The sequence below is a fragment of the Thermophagus xiamenensis genome (genome assembly GCF_900112795.1).
GTDB classification, from domain to species: Bacteria; Bacteroidota; Bacteroidia; order Bacteroidales; family Marinilabiliaceae; genus Thermophagus; species Thermophagus xiamenensis.
The window spans coordinates 1-21212 of record NZ_FONA01000016.1; the positions used below are offsets into that span (position 1 = coordinate 1).

The window sequence follows — 21212 nt, forward strand, 5'->3', positions numbered from 1 at the left end:
AGGCAAATGTGCCTAATTTCGGGGTTTTTTGTTTGCTCAAAGATAGTGATAATAGCTTTTCCGTCAAAGAAATAGAGTATTTCGGAATTTCCCTAAATAAACCCTTTAAATAGTATAATAATTTATTATTCTTGTGTTTTAATGAACTTATTTGCTGAAAAAAATTCATAAGTCAAAAATAATAAATTATCGAAGAAAATCATCACACAACAGTTCATCAAGCTTTTTTACCATTCCCTGAATGGGAAAACTTTGTGATACAAATTGTTTGGCTTTTTGACCAATCTGAAAAATATCCTTTCTTTTATTTATGACGTTTTCTAAAGCCAAGAAAAGTTCTTGCGTATTTTCAGGATTTACCGTGTAACCATTCACGCCCGGATGGATAATTTCCGAAATGCCATTGACATTTGTTGACACTACAACCAATCCATGCGCCATAGCTTCAAGCACTGCATTGGGCATCCCTTCATAGAGGGATGAAAAAACAAAAACATCGGCACCTTCCAACAGGGGATGGATGTTATCAAAAAATCCTAGTAAGATAAAATTTTTGCTGATACCTAATTGATTGATTTGCCGCTTAAGTTTTTTTTCCAATTTTCCTTGACCGGCCAGGAAGAAATAGGCGTTGGAATGTTTTTTTATTATTTGAGCCGCCGCGTCTATAAGATATTTAAAGCCTTTTTGTTTGGCCAGTCGCCCTGTAGTCAATATTATCAGGGGATTTTTTTCGTTGGCCGGTAAGTATCGGGAATAATCGAATGGTTCTATGTTTTGCGGGATTTCTTCTACTCCGTTATAAACGACCTTCACAAAATCAGGTTCTACCGGAAGAAAAGAATCATAAACTTCCTTAATACTGTATGTATTTGTAATTATTCCGTGGCAAAACGTTTTTACCGACCATTTATACCACCATTTATTTTTTAACTGTTGCAATCCTTGGCGGGCATAAACTTTAGCTTCGGAACCGATAATTTTAAGAGCCAACGAAGCCACTCTCCAGTCTTTGTTTTGGCATCCAATAATAACATCGGGATTAAATGATTTAAAGAAGCGGCAAAACTTTATGCAGGCAATAAAATCCAGGTCAGAATTGTTGTCAATTTCTTTTACATGAATCTGTTGTTGTTTGGCCTTTTGTGCCAATCGGGATTTTTTTCGGCAAATAGCCACTACATTATGACCTAAAGAGATAAGCCCGGAGGCGGCCATAATCATCCATTTTTCTCCTCCCCCCCATTTGTTTTTTCCAATTGAGTTGATAAAAACAATGTTCATCCGGGCAAAACATTTTTGTTTTGTATTTTATTTAAAACCATTTCGGGGGTGATGCGCATCATGCAAGCAAAATCTTTACGGTGACAGGGTTTATTCCCAAAAACCGAACAGGGCCGGCATTCCAAGTCAATTTGTACAGCATCTTCGGGCGATTGTCCGTAACCATAAAATCCGGCATATGGATGGGTGGCACCCCAAATACTAACAACTCTGGTTCCAACCAGGCTGGCCAGATGCATGTTGGCCGAATCCATGGAAATCATCACATCGAGCTTAGCCATTAATTGTAACTCCTCCTCCAGATTTAATCTGCCTGCAAAAGTACATCCTTTTTTTAATTGCGAAGCCCATTTTTCCAGTGTTTTCTGCTCTTCTCCTCTTCCACCAAACAATATTAAGCTGTTGTTTCCATCGTCTAATTTTTGAATAAGCTGCTGCATTTTATCGGTTGGCCACATTTTCCATTTATGACGGGCAAATGGAGCTATGCCAATGAAAATTCCGCCATTATGGGGTAAAGGCGGAGAAACCAATGGTTCGGCCTTTTTATCAGATGCATCTTTACCCATTGGTTGCGTTACTCCAAAAATTTCTTTCCCGGGGAAAGGAATCAGATCAAAAGATAATCCGGCCCTCTGAAAGGTGTTTTGATATCTGGCAAAAGTTCCGGGGAGAGGATCAAATACCTTGTTGTGTTTCCGGGTTAAGGCTTTCTTTTCGTTGCGGCCTTTGTCTATTTTAACCGTTTTGATACCTGACAACCTGAAAAGAGTGGTTAAAACGTGAGTTCTGAGTACGCTATGAAGATCAATCACCGCGTCGAAGGGGCCATTTTTATTTAACTCCCTGAAGAGTCGAAAAAGGCCACGTAAACCTTTATGGCGACCATTCAAATCGACCGGGAAAAATTGAATATTGGGCAAAGGTTTTACCAGGTTTCCGGCAAATGGGCGCGAGACAAACAAAATTTCATATTCGGAATATTGTTTCGAAAATGACCACAGAACAGGAATTGTCATTGCTACGTCGCCCAGGGCGCTGAACCTGAAAACAAGAATTCTTTTTGATTGAGTCACAGGCTATGGTATTAAACAAGGTAAGCGATTACTTTTTTTGTTTGTACAGTACGGGGTTCAGCGACGGATCGTTGTACATTTTCATTTGTTTGTAGGTTTTCATGTACTTTTTACCCATTTCTATGTCGGCAATTAACTGGTCGATGGCCAGACTAAGATCTTCTCTTTGTTGAAGGAGTACCGATAATTTCATCCGGCATTTCTGGAGATGTTCGGCTGTGGCATCGGTACGTTCAACTTCCTGTTGCATATGATATATTTTAAGCGCCAGGATTGAGAGGCGATCGATGGCCCATGCCGGACTTTCGGTGTTGATGGTAGCGTCGGGCGCGACCGTGATATCTTTATATTTTTCTAAGAAAAAGTCATCAATCAATTCCACTAAATCGGTACGGTCTTGATTCGACCGGTCGATACGCCGTTTGATTTTTAATGCTTCTTCCGGCCGAATTTCCGGATCACGGATGATATCTTCAAGGTGCCATTGCACAGCATCGATCCAGTTTTTTTTGAAGAGCAGATATTCAATAGATCCTTCTTTATATGGATTTTGAGGGATAGCATCTACATCATCGAATTCATGGTAGTGCTCTGTTGTTTCGTTAAAAATCTTGTTGCAAATGGAGCTAATTGTCATAACTGATAATTTTTAGGAAAGCAGAATCCCTATATAGGCTGTAAAATATTGCTTCCCGGTTAATTGTTTACAAAAATAGGGAAAGTATGGACAATTAACAGTAAAAGTGGAAGGAAAAATAAATGACCGGCAAACAGGGTTTAACAATATAGAGACAGAAATGAACAGGCAAAAGAAGTGATTAGTCATTAGTCATTAGTCAACAGTGGGTTAGTGTTAAATAACTAACGACTAACCACTAATGACTACTTTTAAGAAACAATATATCAATGAAGTAAATAAAATCTATACGAATGTAACGAGTATGACTACAAAGGGTTGTGTGCCATATAGCACCTCAATGGGAAGTTTTTACCTATTCCTGGGCACGGGTGAATATCGATCTTTATTGTGCCGTTTATTTTTCATAGTGAATAATTTTCTGAATTCTTTTTTTTGGTTTTCGTCGCAAAGTTGGTAAATGTCCAGAAAATGATTCCAGTTGGCTTTTTGAATCATTCCGTTGATTAGGGTCATTTCCCTGAAGATGGAATCTGCTTTTTGTGATTCAAAGTCGGGGCTAATGATGAGAGAAATATATTCATCTCTGAGAAGCTTATATTGTTGATCAAATTTGCGCAATCGGGTAAAATGCTGTTTTTGCATTTTTTCGAATTCCTGAATTTGGGTTTCAGAAAAACCCAATCTTTTTATCAGAAAATTGCCCGGTCTGGAAAAGGTTGTTTCCTTTTTGGCCAAAGGTCTCTCATTTTGAGGTCTGTCTTGAGTCCATAACAATCCCCACGAGAAGATGTTTAAAACAATGAGAACAACAACGGCAACTAATATGTATCTATCTTTATTCTTCATTTGTAATAGTGGTTTCGAGTTCATCTACAGAAAAATAGTTTTGCCAATCGGATGCAGAGGTGAGCTGATAATTTTCCAGTATCTGCTCTATCTCTTGATCATCGATATAGCTGTTAGCAGGATCTTTGTAAAAGAATAGTGAGATATTGATGACGAACATTACCATTGCCGCCCATCCTACCAATTGACGTAAATAAGGGGAAAAGGTGTAGCTGTTTTGATTTTGAATTGCTGTCATAATTTTTTCATCCAAAGCAGCAGATCCACCATAATGGGGAGGATGAGTTAACTGATTCATTAAGCTTTCTACAAATAAATCTTGTTCTTTCTTCTTCATGACCGATTGTGATAATAGTTATAAAGTAATTCACGTAACCTCTTATTTGCCCTTGTAATAAGCGATTCAACGGCCGACTCGGAAGTGTTTAATATTGTACCGATTTCGGCATTGGAAAGCCCTTCGTTACGTGAAAGGATAAAGGCTTTTTGTTGACGTTCGGGCAATCGTGAAATAACAGTTGCCAATAATTCCGATAATTCTTTTTGTTCCATATTACTGGACGCATCCGAGTCGGTTGGTAACTGCCAGGTATTTTCATTATCTATGAAAAAATTTTTAAACCCTGACCATCTTTTTTTACGGGTCTTTGTTCGTATAAAATCAATACTTTTTTGCATAGATAAACGATAAAGCCATACATGAATTGGCACCTGCCCGTTAAATTTATCAATGCTTTGGTATACTTCCAAAAAAACATCCTGAGCCACCTCTTCGGCATCCTGTTCATTGCGGACAAATCCGAAGCAAGTATTTACCACCCTCGGCCGAAATCTGGCCAGGAGAGTGGTAAAGGCCTGTTCCCGCCTTTCTTTTAGACCTTTTATGAGTAAATCATCATTCAAAAACAGAAAGCTTTTTGCGTTTATGGCAGGATATTATTCTTCCACATTTTCGGGAATGGGTCTGTGAAATCTCTGAGGTTGTCTTGGCGGACGTTGGTGGAACCTTCTATTAAATCTTTCCGGACGATATCCGGGACGTCTGTGAAATCTAGAGTTTCCCCCTCGACCACTACGATTTTTTAGTTTTTTCTCAAATTCCTCATAAGTTTTAAGTTGTTCTTCAGTTAAAGTTGATTTAATGCCTTGGTTTAAAGCTTCTCGGTTTTCTTTCAGCTTTTCCCGGTGAGCCTTCAACTGTTCTTTAAAGGCTTCATTCTCTGCTTGCATCTCTTGTTGATGCTTTAGCATCAAATCTTTGATTTCGGCACTTTGTTTTTCAGTTAAATTTAATTTTTCGGCCATTAAATCAACTCTTTTTTGAATCATCTCTTCGGTGGTTGGTTTTTCTTTGTCCATTTCACCACCCTTGCGAGGTCTTTGAGCCGTTAAGGTAGTAAAACCAATAAAGATAAAAGCCAAAAAGAGTGTCAATCTTCTGATTCGAATAGTTTTCGATGATAAAATGAGCCGGGCGCTATTAGACCCCGAGTGTTTCTTGAGTTTGGAAATTGCTTGTTTCATCTTTCAAATATTTTAAATTAAACAATACTAATTGATGTTCTCTGTAATAAGTATCGACGAAAAAACAATTTCCCTGCGCTCAAATTGCAACTTTTTTCACCACAGTAGTTTTTGGGGATATATTTTGTTGATTTACCGGGTGGTTTGGTGAGCTAAGAATATTCGCTTTTTTGGTATAATTTTAAGTTTAGGTGAGATATCGGAGAAACTAAATTAATGGAAGTGCACAGGCAGAAGGCAGAAGAAGTCAATAGTCATTAGTCAACAGTCATTAGTGACTAGTGTTGATTAATTAACGACTAACCACTAATTACTAAATTTAAGTTCCATTCGGCTAATAGGATAGATAAACTTATATACGAATAAAAGTGTTTGTTTACAAATCGGCCTTATTTTCATCCGGTAGCTCATTCATAAGAATTACAGCGTGGTTATTATGACATTCAATAACCCCTTCCTTGCACGAAAAGAGGTGATCGTATCCATCTTTCCCAATAACTCTTACCTTTCCTCTAACCAAGGTCGAAATTACGGGGGCATGGTCGCGCAACAATACAAACCGGCCTTTGGCCCCCGGAACCTCTACTAGTCCTACAGGACCGTCATATAAAATTTTTTCAGGTGTGATTATTTCGAGATAGAGGTCATCCATAGCTAAATATTATTGTCTTGCTTCTTTCAACAACCTTTCACCTTTTTCAATGGCCTGTTCGATGGTACCAACCAGGTTAAAGGCCGCTTCAGGGTATTTGTCGGTTTCACCATCCATAATCATGTTAAAACCTTTAATGGTATCTTCAATAGAAACAAATTCACCTTTAATGCCTGTGAATTGTTCAGCCACATGGAATGGTTGGGACAGAAATCTTTGCACCCTTCTGGCTCGTGAAACAATTAATTTATCTTCTTCCGACAATTCCTCCATTCCAAGAATGGCGATGATATCCTGTAATTCTTTATACTTTTGAAGTATTGCTTTAACTCTCTGTGCCGTATTATAGTGTTCTTCCCCAACAATTTCAGGTGTCAGAATTCGAGACGTTGAATCCAGAGGATCTACGGCAGGATAAATACCCAGCTCGGCAATTTTACGGCTAAGAACGGTTGTGGCGTCTAAGTGGGTAAACGTGGTAGCAGGCGCGGGATCGGTAAGGTCGTCGGCCGGCACATATACTGCCTGTACCGAAGTTATGGATCCCGTATTGGTAGAGGTGATTCTTTCCTGAAGGGCACCCATTTCCGATGAAAGTGTGGGTTGATAACCTACTGCCGAAGGCATTCTTCCTAAAAGTGCAGACACTTCGGACCCGGCCTGGGTGAAACGAAATATGTTGTCGATGAAAAGGAGAATGTCATTTTTTCCTCCTTCTTTTGCTCCACTGTCACGGAATGTTTCGGCAATGGTTAAGGCCGACAAAGCTACTCGGGCACGTGCCCCGGGCGGTTCATTCATCTGACCAAAAACCATTGATACCTGTGAATTTTTTAAGGCATCCAGGTCTACTTTATCCAAATCCCAATGGCCCGCCTCCATGCTTTTTTTAAATTCTTCTCCATAATTTACGATGCCGGCTTCCACCATTTCCCGCAAAAGGTCATTCCCTTCGCGCGTGCGCTCACCAACGCCCCCAAAAACAGAAAAGCCATTATACCCTTTGGCAATGTTATTGATAAGTTCTTGAATAAGTACGGTTTTCCCTACTCCGGCACCACCAAACAGACCAATTTTTCCTCCTTTGGCATAAGGTTCAATAAGATCAATTACTTTAATGCCGGTGTAAAGAATTTCGGTTTCGGTGGATAGCGTGTCATACTTCGGCGCAGGTTTATGGATAGGACTACTTTGGTCGGTTTTTATCTCCGGCAGGCCGTCAATGGGCCGGCCTACTACATTCATTAATCGTCCTTTAACAATTTCGCCGGCCGGCATGCTAATGGGGTGTCCCGTAGCAATTACTTCCATCCCGCGCTTTAGTCCATCCGTAGAATCCATTGCAATGCAGCGGATAGTATGTTCGCCGATATGTTGCTCACATTCGAGAATTAAGACACTGTTGTCTTCCCTTTTTATTTCAAGAGCTTCATTGATTTTGGGAAGATGTTCGTCTTTTACATCAAAACTAACGTCAACAACAGGTCCGATTACTTGTGTGATGGTGCCTTTTATTTGAGTCATGACAAAATCTTTTTCAGTTTCGGTAATAAATGATACCCATCATCATCTGGAACGAGCCATCAATTTATGCACGAAATTTTCTATTTCTTGTTTCATTTCATGGTCTCCATTTATTTTTCCCAGATTTTCCAGCGACCGTGTAAAGTAATCGTCTCTTTTTTGGATTAATACTTCAGAAACACCGGCTTCCTGAAAGAGGCGAGTTACGGCATTGATTTTTTCATGGGCTTCATACTCTTTACGGTTTATCCAATGCAAAAGTTCCTTTTTAGAGGCTTTTTCCAATCTATTTAATGCAGAAATTAACAGGAATGTTTTTTTGTTATTTAGGATGTCGCTGCCGATTTTCTTTCCAAATGTTTCCTGGTCGCCAAAAACATCAAGCCAATCATCCTGAAGCTGGAAGGCCATGCCGATATCTAAACCAAACTTATATAAAAGTGCACAATCACGAAGACTGCCACCACCAAGAATGCCACCAATTTTCATACTTCCTCCTATTAAAACGGCGGTTTTCAGCCGGATCATATCGAGGTATCCTTCTTCTGTTACATCGCTGGTTTTTTCGAATTCCATATCAAATTGTTGGCCTTCACATACTTCTATTGCAGTTTTATTAAATACTTCCAACACTTGCGGCAGGACACCCACAGGGCTTTTGCTAATTAACTCGTAGGCTTTAATTAACATGGCATCTCCGGATAGTATGGCGGTATTATTATCCCATTTTTTATGCACGGTGGGATGGTTACGTCTGACATCCGATTGGTCCATGATGTCATCATGTAGAAGTGTGAAGTTGTGAAAGACTTCGATGCCCAGGGCTGGCATGAGCGCAGCGCTGTACTCACCAAATAGCGAGGCCGAAGCCAGACATAGAACAGGTCTTAGTCGCTTCCCGCCTAATGAAAGAATATATCTGACAGGGTCGTAAAGACCCTCCGGCCTTTTCATGCCACCAAGCATTTGAATCTGCTCATCTATTATTTGTCGATATTCTTCAATTTTCAACATGAGCTTCCATTTTTATTTCTTGCTCTTTAGGATCAATATTTTCAACCGGTTTCTTAATCTTTAACTCATCCATGTCAATATCTTCATCTTCGTCGTAGATGGTTAGCATAGGTTCTTTAAACGACTGGTTGGTAATAAGTCGTTCTAATCCGAGTAGCAGCGATGGCAATAATATGAGATTTGAAAAGAGTGCCACCAATAAGGTCAAAGCTACCAGGGCCCCTAATGCCACTGTTCCTCCAAAACTTGATACTGTAAATATACCAAAACCAAAGAAAAGAATCACGGAAGTATAGATCATACTTCGACCGGTTTCTTTCAAAGCCAGGACTGTTGCGGCCCGGATACTCCAATTGGTTTCCCCGAGTTCCTGCCGGTATTTGGAAAGAAAATGTATTGTATCATCTACCGAAATTCCAAAAGCAATGCTAAATACCAATATGGTTGAAGGCTTTATCGGTATATTAAATACCCCCATTAAGGCGGCGGTGGTTATCAACGGAACCAAATTGGGAATCAAAGATACCAGTACCATTCTTTTTGAGCGGAACATCCAGGACATAAAAGAGGCAATAAGCAGGATGGCCAATCCTAAGCTGATAAAAAGATTACGAACCAAGTATTCGGTTCCCTTAAAAAATACTACGCTTGAACCGGTGAGGGAGGTGACATATTTTGATGGTGTGAATACTGAATCAACTATTGCACCAATTTTGTTATTCAGTACTTCCATTTTGTTGGTGCCAACATCTGCCATCCTGAAGCTGATTCTGGTTTTTTGTCCGGTAGAGTCCACAAAGGAATTGACTACCCCCGGAATGGTTGTATTGCTTTGAGGTACATATGACATGATGAACTTATGTTCCATTGACCCGGGAAGCGAATAAAAACCGGGGTTCCCATTATAGAATGCCTGACGGGCAAATTTAACGACTTCAGCTATAGATAACCCTTTTGATATTTCCGGAAACTCTGTTAGCTTTTGTTGCAATGCATCAATTTTCCGTAAGTTTTGCGGCTGCATTACGCCTTTGGGTTTTTGTGTATCAATCATTATTTCCAAAGGCATCAGACCGCTAAAATGCTTCTCAAAAAAGTCAAGGTCTTTATATAGTGTATGGTCGTGCGGGATATCATCGAGCATGTATCCGGTAGTTTTCATTTGTGAAATGCCATATCCTCCAAAAATGATGAGTCCTAAGGCACCTGAGTAAACAACCTTTTTATGATTGAGAGAAATATGAACCAATTTATTGATAATTACTTCAAAAAACCGATTGTTCAGATGGCGGACATGCTTTTCGCGGGGATCGGAGAGAAAACTAAAGATGATAGGAATAAGCGTTAATGAGAGTATAAAAACTACCATGATGTTGATGGCAGCCATAATCCCAAATTCTATCAAGAGTTTACTGCTGGTAAAAACGAAGGTGGCGAAACCACTGGCTGTAGTCAGGTTGGTTAAAAATGTGGCATTGCCGATTTTCTGGATGACACGTTGCAATGATTTTATTTTGTTCCCGTGCTTTCGAAATTCATAGTGAAATTTGTTTAAGAAAAAAACCGAATTGGGAATGCCTATAACTATTATCAGAGGGGGAATCATACCGGTAAGGATGGTGATTTTGAATCCTGCCAATGCCTGAATTCCCAATGCCCAAATCACGGCCATGCCAACTACAAGCATGGAAAATATTACTACTTTAAATGACCTGAAAAACAAAAATATGATAACCGCCGTGATAGCCAGGGCCAGCCAAATAAACATATTAAGCTCTTTCTTTATCATTTCGGCCGTTTCGACACGTATATACGGCAGACCGGAAATATGGACCTTATTGCCTGTTGAAAGAGCATATGCGTTTGCACATTTTTTAATTTCATTTATTAGAGGCACTCTGGCTTCGCTTTCCAGCACTTCCCTGTCTAAGGTGATGGCCATTAAGTAACTATGCGTCTCGGGGTTGTAAATTAAATATTTGTAAAATGGTAGCGCATCGAATGTTTGGTAAAGAGAGTCAAGAACGGATTGATTGTTTATTTCCCGGAAAACAGGTGATAGTTCAAACTTTTTCTTTTGTAGGTTCTTTTTTAATGTAAAGGCATCAGACACAGAAAAAACTGAAGTGATACCATTTATCTTTTTTAAATTTTGGGTAAGCTGTTCCCAGGCACTAAAATGTTGTACCTCGAAAAAAGTGCTGTCCTGAATCCCAAGTACAATGAGATTTCCTTCATTGCCAAATTCTTTAATAAAATCCTGATAGTCCAGGCTTGCCGGATCATCTTCCGGCAACAAAGGTGCATATTGATATGACATCTCTATTTCCCGTGATTGAACCCCTAAAAATACTGTGAGTATGGTCAGAACAATCAGAATAGGGAATCTATTTCGAAGAATAAAACTGGCAGTACGAATCCACATAAATCAACCGGTTACCTCAACATTTCAAACAAACGGTGCGAATTTAGGAAAATTTCAGGAGTTTACGGCTCTTTTAAAACATCTGTTGTTTAAAGAGTCCGCGTTGCCTGTCTTGTTTCTTCCCAAAGTAAAAAGCAATATCCAAAAATGGCAGAAGTTTTAGAGAGTTGGGGCCTATATTACCAACCCCTAAAATATAACCGGCCGATACCGATAGGTTATTAACAGGAAAATATTCTAATGAAGATTGTTGCTCAAAGGTAAGGTTGGATGGAAAATCACCCGTCAGAAGCCTTATTTCGCCCCGGCCATATAGTTGTGTCACAATGTGCCAGTCGGCCCTAAACGAGAATGTGCCGAACCATCCGGTACCCGCATACGACATGCTCCGCGGCGTTTTGAAGAGATTATCTTCAAGATAAATTTCTTCGTCATCGAAGGGAATACCAAAATCCAATGCCAGGGATGCCGATAATATTAAATTGGGCTGATGGGGGTAACAAGACAATTTGTTGAAGAAAGGTTTGCTGATGATAATTTGATTTCGGAATGATACCACTCGCGGAACATTGGATACCGAGTCGGCAAGCAAAAAGTTTTTTTCATTATAAACCATTTTTAAGCCCGGCCAGGATGTATAAACACCATGCAGAGAGGATACCCATATTTTGCCTCTGCTTATTTCATTTTTTACAAAAATATTGGGTGCCCAGTAGTTTAAAATGGGGATGGTGGATAGTTCAAGGCCTTGTTTAATGCCATAGCGGGCAGGAGTGGTGACACTGATATTGCCTGCGTGGGGATACGAAGTTGCCGCAGTTGCTGCCGACCAAATGTAGTCATCTCTCATGTTCTCTCTTGATTGTCCGAAAGGCTGAAGTCGATTAAATTGATTTCCTTCACCCGCTTCCTGTTTTCTTTTTTCAAGGTCTTTGGTGGCTTTTTCAACCTGGCTTTTCTTTCTAAACGGCCATATCTGGGCTTGTGACCTGTCCGGCAGCGTGAAACATATTAAAATTAATACTATTAAATAATGCTTTACCATCAATTTAAGGGAATTTAAACCTAAACATTGTTAAAAATAATAAATTATCTCCCTTTTGGTCAAAGATATATGCGTTTTTTCCGTTACTTGTCTGTTTATAACAGATTAAACGTAAATTGTTCTTATTTATTCTTTTATCTAACTAATAATGAATGTAAACAAGATTTTATTTTCAGAACCTTAGCGCGGGTTCTTATAATTATTTGAGTATGATAAACCTAATTGGTTAATATAAAAGTTGTTGTGTGGTTCTTCCGGCCTGTGTTCATTGTCCCGAATTCGCTGAATGGCTGAATATCTTTCCCCGAAATTGAATTAGACCACTTCCGCCTCCTGACCGTGCACTTTCTGCATGCCCTTATCCAACAAATCTCATTTAAACCGGGAAATCCTTTTGCTTAATAGTACGAGTCTTTTTTTAAATGAGGTGAATTTTGGTTCCGGTTAGTAATGATTCGTTGTTTATCGTCCAATTTCGCTTGTTCGGCGGAAACTCAGGAAACTTTTTACAGTGCATGAGTTTTCGGTGCGCTATACTACTTACCTTTGCTGCAAAATCAATGGTTTAAAAAAATGATAACCTGAATATTGCAATGATTGGTTTTGGTTTTTGCCGACCATCTGTACATGATGAAGATGGCAACAAATGGGAATGCAGGTAGGAGATATGAGTTTTTTTGTCTCTCATTAATAAGTTGTTAACAAATAGTATGAATAAATAAAATAGGGAATGAGGTTTAAGAGTTTATTGTTAATAGTTGCAATTTTAAGTACCAACGTTTTTGCACAGTCGAATGCCGATACACTGTCATTTTCTTTAGAAGATGCCATGAGTTATGCATCTAAACATGCTTATCAAAAAATAAGCTCGGAACTTGATATTAAGTCGGCCAGGAAAAAACTATGGGAAACCATTGCTTCGGGATTGCCGCAAATTGACTTTTCGGCTCAATACAACCATTCTATCGATGTGCCTGTAAGTCTGCTTCCCGCCGAAATAATTCCTGAGGATATGCTTCCACCCGGAATCGGACCCGGTGATAAAGTACCAATATCGTTTTCTACGGCTTATGATGGTTCCTATTCTGTTTCGGCCATGCAAATGATTTTTAAGGGTTCATATTTTGTTGGTCTCGAAGCCACCAAAGTTTTTCTTGACCTTACCCGACATCAGGACGAAAAGACCGAAATTCAAATTCGTGATGCCGTAGCCAAAGCGTATTTTCTGGTTTTGGCGGCTCGTGAAAATTACAATGCCTTTAAAGAGAATCTGGAAATTAATAAGGGAACCTTAAAAGAGACCGAAGCCATGTTTGATAATGGTTTTCGTGAATCGATGGATGTATCGCAGATTAAACTAATGGTGCGGGAAGCTGAAAAACAAATTGTAGAGACGAAACGAAATGAAGAGGTGGCTTTAGCAGTTTTACGCTTTTCAATGGGATTGGATGAAGACCGCCAGCTAATCCTTACCGACAAGTTAGAAACTTTATCGCAAAGGTTAGTCGAACAGCAAGAGACTGAAAAATGGGCCCCCGTTGAACACATCGATTATAAAATTGCGAATACCAATGCCGAAAGTCAACGATTGCTACTCAAAAATGCTAAAGCACAGTACCTGCCCGAAATAAGTGCATTTTATACTTATCAGAAAAGCGGATATGGTGACAGCTGGAATATTTTTAAAGAACAATGGTACAAGGCCCAGTTTGTGGGGATAACCGTTTCTATGCCGCTATTCTCATCAGGGATGAGACATGCTCAGGTTCAGCAACAAAAACTGGCATGGGATAAAAGCCTCAATGAGCAACAACAAACTTTAAGGAATATTCAGACCCAAAGTTTAACCGCTCTGACCAATTATTATAGTGCCCTTGACCAACTTGATATTGCCAAAGAAAGTAAAGCATTAGCCGAAGACATCTATTCCAAAACCAGGGTGAAATTTTCTAATGGCATTGTGGGAAGCTTCGAGCTCAATCAGCTGCAGGGACAATTTGTTCAAGCACAAATAAATTACGTGAACGCCATTCTTAACCTAATGAATGCCAAAATCGATTACTTAAAAGCCATTGGGAAATTGTAGTCTGACGGCTTGACAAAACCGGATGCAACATTTTACCTTTCTCAGGTATCGATTGACCTATGGATTAGAAAAAATAAATTATCAGTTAATTATGAAACATCTATTATTTGTATTTCTACTTTTTTCATTGGTAATTGCCGGGGTGGGTTGTAGTGCCGATCTTCCTGCCAATGAACGTGAGATAAAAAAACAGCAATTAGAAACATTAAAGAAACAACTCGCCGAAATAAAATCCAAGATTGATGAGTTGGAAGCAGAATTGAGAAATGAAGAAAAATTGGACAACCGTGTTAACGTTGAAGTGCTACGGTTAAATCCTACACGGTTTGAACAATTTATTGAAGTTACCGGGAATGTGGCTACCGATCAAAATATTATTGTAAGCCCCGAAACAGCAGGAGTTATTGAATCTGTTTCCGTAAAAGAGGGTCAGGTTGTTAGCCGGGGGCAGGTGCTTGGCCGGTTAAATACCGATATTATAGAACAGTCTATTGATGAGGTTAAAGTGAATTTGCAGCTGGCACGTACACTCTATCAGCGAAGAAAAAACTTATGGGACCAGAATATTGGCAGCGAAGTAGAGTTTTTGCAGGCAGAGTCAAATATGAAGGCTTTGGAAAAGCGCTTGCAAGGCCTGGAGGCTCAATTGGAAATGGCGGTTATTAAAGCACCTATCAATGGTGTGGTGGATGAGCTTATTCAAAGACAAGGTGAAATGGCCGGACCGGCTATCCCTTTTGCCCGGATTGTCAACCTCAGTGATGTTTATATCACTGCCGATGTATCGGAACAATATTTGGGAAAAATTCATCAGGGTGATACGGTTTTAGTTAGTTTCCCGGTGTTGGGCATCAATACCACGGAAGCCATTTACCGGACCTCTTCGGTTATCGACCCGGATAGCAGAACTTTCTCGTTGCGGGTTAATTTGACCAATCAAAATCAAAAATTACAGCCCAACCTGATGGGTGAGTTAAAAATCAGAGTAGCTGAAATCACCAAGGCTCTGGTTGTCCCTTCACTTTTTGTTAAGAAAGATTTTAAGGGTGAATTCCTTTTTGTCGCCGAGAATGATTCCAATAATGTTTTCATTGCCCGAAAAAAATACATTACTACCAGTTTCCGGGATAATAATCAGTCGGTTGTTGATAGTGGCCTGGTGCCCGGAACTTTAGTTATTTCAAGTGGGTATGACCAGGTTACTGACGGAACGTTTTTGAATATTGATAAACAACTTTGATTTATAATTAGAAATGCAAGAATATTCCGAAAACAATTTGAAGAAAGTAGTTGAGAGAAAATTTGGCCCTACCCTGGCGGCACTAAAGAATAAAAATACAGTCTTTGTTCTTACCATTTTTCTCTTTATAGCAGGTCTGATTTCCTATAATAGTATGCAACGAGAGTTGTTCCCCGAAATTGTTGTACCCTATATCATGGTTTCAACACCTTATCCGGGGAACAGTCCCCTCGATATTGAAAATCTTATTACACGACCTATTGAAAAGGAGCTGAAAGATTTGACAGGGGTAAAGCGTTTCTCTTCTGCCTCTTTCCAGGATATTAGTTTGATTTTGGTGGAATTCGAAACCGATGTGGAAGTTCAAAAGGCGTTGCAGGATACAAAAGACCAGGTAGATAAGGCAAAAAGTGAACTGCCCGAAGATTTGGATACCGACCCCATTACTGAAGATATTGATTTTTCTGAATTTCCTGTGCTCAATATTAACTTGTCAGGCAATTATAGTATTGTAGAATTAAAGAAGTTTGCAGAGGAGCTGCAAGACGACTTTGAATCATTGCGTGAGGTGCGTGAAGCCGACATTAAAGGTGTTGACGAACGAGAAATAAAAGTTCATGTAGACCCTCTGAAATTAGAGAATGCCAATTTGGAATTCAGTGATATTGAATTCGCCCTGAGGTCGGAAAATGTTACCATAGGTGCCGGCGAAGTCGTTGTTGACGGTACCCGACGATCGGTACGTACCGATGCCGATTACAAAAACATGGAGGAGATTCGAAACACAATCGTGAAAAGCGAAAACGGTAAAGTGGTCTATTTGCGCGATGTGGCAGAGGTAATTGACGGGTTTGAAGAGCGTTCTTCCATTTCGCGCCTTGACAAACAACCGGTGGTTACTCTGTCGATTGTGAAAAAAAGTGGTGAAAACCTGTTGGATGCTACCGATAAAATATTCAATATCATAAAACAAAAACAAGCAACTAAATCATTGCCGCCCGACTTGAATATTACTATTACCGATGACCAATCGGTTTATATCCGTGACCAAATCAGCAATCTGGAGAATTCCATAATTATGGGGATGCTCTTTGTTATGGTGGTGCTGTATCTTTTTATGGGCTTGCGTAATGCACTTTTTACGGGTTTGGCTATCCCTATGTCTATGTTCATTTCTTTTTTGATATTAGGGGAGTTAGGATATACTATTAATACCATGATTCTTTTTGGATTGTTGATGGCTTTGGGAATGTTGGTCGACAATGCCATTGTAGCCGTTGAGAATACTTATCGACATTTTGAAGAGGGATATCCTCGCTTTAAAGCTGTTCAGAAAGGGGTTAGTGAAATAGCCATGCCCATAATTAGTTCTACAGCGACAACCCTTGCAGCTTTTTTCCCGCTATTGCTATGGCCCGGCATAATGGGTGAGTTTATGAAGTATCTGCCCATAACCTTAATTATTGTATTATCATCGTCTCTTTTCGTGGCTCTTATTTTGAATCCTGTGTTTGCTTTGCAGTTTATGAAGCACGAAAAAGCCGTTAATGAGAAAGGGAATAATCGTCGATTGTTTTGGATATGCGGTAGTTTGGCTTTGATTGGGATAATAAGTTATATAGCCGGCAGTATTCTGTGGGGTAACCTGTTGATATTACCTCTTCTGTTAACCCTTTTAAATCTTTATGTCCTTAAACCGGCGGCATATCACTTTCAGCACAAATTATTGCTTCAATTAGAGCATTTGTACGAATTGACACTGAAAAAAGCGTTGGGGCGGCGTACTTCTAAGTGGTTGTTTGGCGGAATGATACTTCTTTTATTCTTTTCAATTGTATTTTTCGCCATGACCAAACCTTATGTTGTCTTTTTCCCTGAGAATGAACCTAAAACCGTTTTTGTTACCATGGAGTTGCCTTTAGGCACCGACATTGATAAAACCAATGAAATCTCTGTCGAAGCTGAGAAAATTATCGACAAAGTACTCGAACCCTATCGACATATCGTACAGTCGGTAGTCGTAAATGTGGGAAATGGGAAAGGGGGATTTTTCGAGTCTAACCGAAGTCCTAATAAGTCTTTAACTACCATAACATTTGTCGATTATCAGTATCGGGAGGGTATTAATACCTCAAAAATTATGAAAGAATTAAGTGATTCGCTTCGAAATTTTACAGGTGCTAAATTCTTTGTTGAGAAAGAAGAAAATGGCCCGCCGGTTGGTAAACCCATCAATATTGAAATTTCGGGTGATGAATTTGAAAAGTTGGTTGAGGTGGCTTCTCAAATTAAAAACACTATTGATAACAGTCATATCGAAGGTATTGAGAATCTGGAGATGGATATTAACATGAATAAACCTGAAATGGAGATACACATCGACCGCGATAAGGTGCGGCGAATGGGCCTCTCTACTCAGATGGTTGCCGGTGCCCTTCGGACAGCCTTGTACGGTTCGAAGGCCGATACCTATAAGGATGGCGAAGACGAATATGATATTATGGTCAGATTGGCGGATCGATTTCGTCACGATGTTTCTGCTTTGATGAATTTTAAAATCAAGGTGGAAAAGAATGGGAATAGTTATCATATCCCCATATCATCGGTGGCCGATTATTCGTATGGGTCTACTTATGAGGATATTAAAAGAAAGGATAATACGAGGGTCATTACTCTTTCTTCCAATCTTATTGAGGGTTATAACGGCAACCTGATCAATGCCCGGATTCGGCAACTTTTGAACAACTTTGAAATGCCACCGGGCTATCGTTGGGAAATGACCGGGGAGCAGGAAGACCAGAAAGAAACTTCCGATTTTTTGTTTAAAGCCTTGCTTATTGCCATTGCGTTGATAGCAATGATTCTTATTACACAGTTTAATTCAGCAGCCAAACCGGCCATTATTCTCACAACTGTAGTTCTTAGTACCATCGGTGTTTTTATGGGTCTTGGAACTTTCGGAATGGACTTTGTCATTCTGATGACCGGTGTGGGTATTGTTTCCCTGGCAGGGATTGTGGTGAACAACGGAATTGTGCTGATTGATTATATTGACATTGTAAGGAAAGAAAAGAAAATGGAAAGAAATATCGGTGAAGGAGAGCGACTTTCACCTCAGGAGGAAATCGACAGTGTTATTAAGGCCGGGAAAACACGTTTACGACCCGTCCTTTTGACGGCCATTACAACGGTTTTAGGATTGTTGCCTTTAGCTACTGGTATGAATTTCGACTTTTTCGGATTATTCACCCGCCTCGACCCAAACATTTATTTTGGTGGCGACAATGCCGACTTTTGGGGACCCATGGCTTGGACCATAATTTTTGGACTTACTACTGCTACCTTCCTGACTCTGGTGATGGTGCCCGTTATGTATAATTTGGCTGTGCGGGTAAGAAATAAATTTTCCAATACCGGCCAGAGATGATTCTTCCCAAAGCGAAGAAAGGACATCTGTTTTTAAGCCAAAGATATTCGTGTCGAGAAAAGGGAGACCTTCCCTGGCCGGCTAGGGAGAGTCTCCCTTCGGGGCTAGGGAGAGTTTCCCTTCGAGGCTAGGGAGAGTCTCCCTTCGGGGCTAGGGAGAGTTTCCCTTCGAGGCTAGGGAGAGTCTCCCTTCGGGGCTAGGGAGAGTTTCCCTTCGAGGCTAGGGAGAGTCTCCCTTCGGGGCTAGGGAAAGATTCCCTCCGAGCGGAGTGAGAGGTTCCCTCCGAGCGGAGTGAGAGTCTCACTCCGAGGGGAGTGAGAGGTTCCCTCCGAAGGGAGTGAGAGTCTCACTCCGAGGGGAGTGAGAGGTTCCCTCCGAGGGGTGGCGACATTTCTTCCGAAGCAAATGGTCCCCACTTCTCCCGACATAAAAGAGCCTCTTGCGATGGTAAGGGAGATCTTTTTTCCGGGTGAGATTGGTTTTAGGTTAAAAGTACTGTTCCCAAAAATTATCGAGAGGAAAGGGGGTACTTGATAAGTAATTAGTCTTTATAATCTATTAAATGAAATAGGGTTGTTGTGGCATAAAAAAGGCTGTCTGCAACCTTGGGGACAGCCTTTGATTTAATGATTTTCTAATAAAAAGGATATCTCATTATTGATTAATAGCTTTTCGGATTGCATTCACGCCCGGAAATCCGGTGTATCGGGCGGTTTGTTTGCCCTCTTTATTAATAATCATAAAGGTGGGAACGCCTTTTATTTCGAAGGTTTCATACCAATATTTCCACTGGGCATCACTAACTCTGAAATGATGTCCGTGGATATCGGGTATCATTTTGTTCCATGCGCCCTTTGTTGTGACAAACTTTTTTGGTCATTCTCGTTTCATTTCAAAATGTGATGTACCTTTGTAGCATTCATTCATACCCAAATCGATGAACCATCGTATCAAAGTATTTGCAGCCCTGACGGGCGCCATGCTCTTTTGGGCTTTTTCATTTGTGTGGACAAAGGTGGCTTTTACCGTTTTTACCCCGGTATCCACCATCTGGCTTCGGTTGGTAATCAGTTCTGTTTTTATTTTTGGCTATTTGTTTTTGACCGGTCAGTATCAGCCGTTGCGAAAGCATGACCTGACGGGAATGATTGCCCTCTCATTTTTTCAACCCTTTCTTTATTTTATGGGTGAGAGTAATGGATTGAATTACCTCTCTTCTACGATGGGTTCGGTTATTGTGAGTACTATTCCGTTATTTTCACCTATCCCGGGGATGATTTTTATGAAAGAGCGGTTTTCATTTCTTAACCTGGTTGGATTGGTGATTTCGTTTGTTGGGGTGGCATTGATATTGTTTGAGAATGGGTTTGAACTTTCTGCACCAATCGAAGGGCTTCTTTTTATGGCTTTGGCTATTTTTGCAGCCTTGTCGGCTTCGGTGATGATAAAAAAGATGGCAACACGCTATTCGCCTGTAAACCTTACTGCCTGGCAAAATTTATTCGGGATAGGGTTTTTCTTTCCTTTCTTTTATTTTAATGAGTTGGATGGTCTGGTTTCTAAGCCTGTAAGTGGTGAGGCGATAAAGGCTCTTTTGTTGCTGGCCATTTTTGCATCTTCTTTTGCTTTTATCTTTTTTGCTTACGGCATATCGCAGGTAGGTATAACCCGGGCTAATGTTTTTACCAATATGATTCCGGTCTTTACTGCGGTGTTCGCGTGGATGATTTTGGATGAGGTCCTTACTGTCAGAAAACTGGTTGGTATAGCCATTGTTATGAGTGGTTTGTTTATCTCTCAGTGGCAAACACGAAAAAGTCATTGATGATTTCCGGATTTAACTTTTTAGTTGGGAATGAGTTATTTGTTTAATCTTCGTAAGTAAGAGTAGTCTTTTTTATAGCCAAAACTATTTTTTCTGTATATCATATAGTATGTAGAAGTTATGAACCTGGAGAAATTTAAAACTATATCTCGCAATCAGTCAGAAGAAAACAAGGCGTTTTTAAAAAGGTTGGGTCGCCGAAAGCCAAAAAATCTGGATGAAGTAGTGCATCGACTGCATGAGGAAACTTTTCAGGAGGTCAATTGTCTGGAATGTGCCAACTGCTGCAAGACAACCAGTCCGATTGTTATCGACAGAGATATTGACCGCATTGCCAAACACCTGAAGATGAAACCTTCCGAATTGATAACCCAATATCTGAGATTGGACGAAGAGGGTGATTATGTGTTCCGTCAGGCCCCTTGTCCCTTTTTAATGGGCGACAACTATTGTATGATTTATGAGGTTCGTCCCCGCGCCTGCCGTGAATACCCGCATACCAACCGTAAACGGTTTCATCAAATATTGAATCTAACGTGGCGGAATACGCTGGTATGCCCGGCAGTACTCGATATTGTGAATGGATTGAAAAAAGAGTATTAAA

General features: G+C 40.1%; 18 protein-coding genes. 5 read left to right on the forward strand and 13 right to left on the reverse strand.

What is annotated here, in order from left to right; all coding sequences use genetic code 11:
- Positions 1-186 precede the first annotated feature (186 nt).
- The 12 genes from BM130_RS10285 to BM130_RS10340 all read right to left on the reverse strand — a co-directional run bounded on the left by BM130_RS10285 (position 187) and on the right by BM130_RS10340 (position 12030).
- Entirely contained in the window at positions 187-1284 is a 1098-nt protein-coding gene (locus BM130_RS10285; RefSeq protein ID WP_010527639.1) for a glycosyltransferase, read from the reverse strand.
- Entirely contained in the window at positions 1281-2360 is a 1080-nt protein-coding gene (locus BM130_RS10290) for a glycosyltransferase family 9 protein (RefSeq protein ID WP_010527638.1), read from the reverse strand. The genes BM130_RS10285 and BM130_RS10290 overlap by 4 nt, the downstream gene beginning before the upstream one ends.
- Positions 2361-2388: 28 nt before the next feature.
- A complete protein-coding gene (locus BM130_RS10295) occupies positions 2389-2997 on the reverse strand; it encodes a DUF4254 domain-containing protein (RefSeq protein WP_010527637.1) in 609 nt (202 codons plus the stop codon).
- A gap of 351 nt (positions 2998-3348) precedes the next feature.
- Positions 3349-3846 carry a Spy/CpxP family protein refolding chaperone gene (locus BM130_RS10300; RefSeq protein ID WP_010527636.1) on the reverse strand — a complete coding sequence of 166 codons (498 nt, stop codon included), beginning with the start codon at positions 3844-3846 and terminating at the stop codon, positions 3349-3351.
- Complete coding sequence (locus BM130_RS10305) at positions 3836-4183, reverse strand: hypothetical protein (RefSeq protein ID WP_010527635.1); 348 nt, start codon at positions 4181-4183, stop codon at positions 3836-3838. Before BM130_RS10305 ends, BM130_RS10300 begins: the two co-directional genes overlap by 11 nt.
- The gene (locus BM130_RS10310; RefSeq protein WP_010527634.1) at positions 4180-4749 is read right to left on the reverse strand and encodes an RNA polymerase sigma factor; all 570 of its coding nucleotides are present in this window, start codon (positions 4747-4749) and stop codon (positions 4180-4182) included. The genes BM130_RS10305 and BM130_RS10310 overlap by 4 nt, the downstream gene beginning before the upstream one ends.
- A 33-nt stretch (positions 4750-4782) precedes the next feature.
- Positions 4783-5370: a DUF4890 domain-containing protein gene (locus BM130_RS10315; RefSeq protein WP_010527633.1), complete on the reverse strand. Its 588-nt coding sequence runs from the start codon at positions 5368-5370 to the stop codon at positions 4783-4785.
- 376 nt (positions 5371-5746) lie between these two features.
- On the reverse strand, positions 5747-6022 hold the full coding sequence (locus BM130_RS10320; protein ID WP_010527632.1) for a FoF1 ATP synthase subunit delta/epsilon: 276 nt from the start codon (positions 6020-6022) through the stop codon (positions 5747-5749).
- A gap of 9 nt (positions 6023-6031) precedes the next feature.
- Complete coding sequence (gene atpD / locus BM130_RS10325; protein WP_010527631.1) at positions 6032-7546, reverse strand: F0F1 ATP synthase subunit beta; 1515 nt, start codon at positions 7544-7546, stop codon at positions 6032-6034.
- 42 nt (positions 7547-7588) lie between these two features.
- Positions 7589-8560, reverse strand: a complete 972-nt coding sequence (locus BM130_RS10330; RefSeq protein ID WP_010527630.1) for a polyprenyl synthetase family protein — start codon at positions 8558-8560, stop codon at positions 7589-7591.
- Positions 8547-10985 (reverse strand): efflux RND transporter permease subunit, encoded by a 2439-nt coding sequence (locus BM130_RS10335; RefSeq protein WP_010527629.1) that lies wholly within the window; start codon positions 10983-10985, stop codon positions 8547-8549. The genes BM130_RS10330 and BM130_RS10335 overlap by 14 nt, the downstream gene beginning before the upstream one ends.
- Before the next feature lie 73 nt (positions 10986-11058).
- Complete coding sequence (locus BM130_RS10340; protein ID WP_010527628.1) at positions 11059-12030, reverse strand: hypothetical protein; 972 nt, start codon at positions 12028-12030, stop codon at positions 11059-11061.
- Between the two features lie 730 nt (positions 12031-12760).
- Here BM130_RS10340 and BM130_RS10345 point away from each other — a divergent pair.
- The 3 genes from BM130_RS10345 (at position 12761) to BM130_RS10355 (ending at position 18783) form a co-directional block, all read left to right on the forward strand.
- The gene (locus BM130_RS10345; RefSeq protein ID WP_010527627.1) at positions 12761-14116 is read left to right on the forward strand and encodes a TolC family protein; all 1356 of its coding nucleotides are present in this window, start codon (positions 12761-12763) and stop codon (positions 14114-14116) included.
- A 91-nt stretch (positions 14117-14207) separates the two neighbouring features.
- The gene (locus tag BM130_RS10350) at positions 14208-15356 is read left to right on the forward strand and encodes an efflux RND transporter periplasmic adaptor subunit (protein WP_044138671.1); all 1149 of its coding nucleotides are present in this window, start codon (positions 14208-14210) and stop codon (positions 15354-15356) included.
- 37 nt (positions 15357-15393) lie between these two features.
- Positions 15394-18783, forward strand: a complete 3390-nt coding sequence (locus tag BM130_RS10355) for an efflux RND transporter permease subunit (RefSeq protein ID WP_237706132.1) — start codon at positions 15394-15396, stop codon at positions 18781-18783.
- 654 nt (positions 18784-19437) lie between these two features.
- Here the strand turns inward: BM130_RS10355 and BM130_RS10360 are convergent.
- Positions 19438-19620, reverse strand: coding sequence for a TlpA family protein disulfide reductase (locus BM130_RS10360; protein WP_010527624.1), 183 nt, complete (start codon positions 19618-19620; stop codon positions 19438-19440).
- 100 nt (positions 19621-19720) lie between these two features.
- On the opposite strand from BM130_RS10360, the gene BM130_RS10365 reads away from it, so the two are divergent.
- The gene (locus BM130_RS10365) at positions 19721-20608 is read left to right on the forward strand and encodes a DMT family transporter (RefSeq protein WP_010527623.1); all 888 of its coding nucleotides are present in this window, start codon (positions 19721-19723) and stop codon (positions 20606-20608) included.
- 120 nt (positions 20609-20728) lie between these two features.
- A complete protein-coding gene (locus BM130_RS10370) occupies positions 20729-21211 on the forward strand; it encodes a YkgJ family cysteine cluster protein (RefSeq protein ID WP_010527622.1) in 483 nt (160 codons plus the stop codon).
- Position 21212: the final 1 nt, after the last annotated feature.

Bases quoted from the DNA above. Each gene is read 5' to 3' on its own strand.
- BM130_RS10285 (WP_010527639.1), bottom strand. From the start codon at position 1,284: ATGAACATTGTTTTTATCAACTCAATTGGAAAAAACAAATGGGGGGGA.
- BM130_RS10295 (WP_010527637.1), bottom strand. From the start codon at position 2,997: ATGACAATTAGCTCCATTTGCAACAAGATTTTTAACGAAACAACAGAG.
- BM130_RS10300 (WP_010527636.1), bottom strand. From the start codon at position 3,846: ATGAAGAATAAAGATAGATACATATTAGTTGCCGTTGTTGTTCTCATT.
- BM130_RS10305 (WP_010527635.1), bottom strand. From the start codon at position 4,183: ATGAAGAAGAAAGAACAAGATTTATTTGTAGAAAGCTTAATGAATCAG.
- BM130_RS10315 (WP_010527633.1), bottom strand. From the start codon at position 5,370: ATGAAACAAGCAATTTCCAAACTCAAGAAACACTCGGGGTCTAATAGC.
- BM130_RS10320 (WP_010527632.1), bottom strand. From the start codon at position 6,022: ATGGATGACCTCTATCTCGAAATAATCACACCTGAAAAAATTTTATAT.
- atpD (WP_010527631.1), bottom strand. From the start codon at position 7,546: ATGACTCAAATAAAAGGCACCATCACACAAGTAATCGGACCTGTTGTT.
- BM130_RS10330 (WP_010527630.1), bottom strand. From the start codon at position 8,560: ATGTTGAAAATTGAAGAATATCGACAAATAATAGATGAGCAGATTCAA.
- BM130_RS10335 (WP_010527629.1), bottom strand. From the start codon at position 10,985: ATGTGGATTCGTACTGCCAGTTTTATTCTTCGAAATAGATTCCCTATT.
- BM130_RS10340 (WP_010527628.1), bottom strand. From the start codon at position 12,030: ATGGTAAAGCATTATTTAATAGTATTAATTTTAATATGTTTCACGCTG.
- BM130_RS10345 (WP_010527627.1), top strand. From the start codon at position 12,761: ATGAGGTTTAAGAGTTTATTGTTAATAGTTGCAATTTTAAGTACCAAC.
- BM130_RS10350 (WP_044138671.1), top strand. From the start codon at position 14,208: ATGAAACATCTATTATTTGTATTTCTACTTTTTTCATTGGTAATTGCC.
- BM130_RS10360 (WP_010527624.1), bottom strand. From the start codon at position 19,620: ATGATACCCGATATCCACGGACATCATTTCAGAGTTAGTGATGCCCAG.
- BM130_RS10365 (WP_010527623.1), top strand. From the start codon at position 19,721: ATGAACCATCGTATCAAAGTATTTGCAGCCCTGACGGGCGCCATGCTC.
- BM130_RS10370 (WP_010527622.1), top strand. From the start codon at position 20,729: ATGAACCTGGAGAAATTTAAAACTATATCTCGCAATCAGTCAGAAGAA.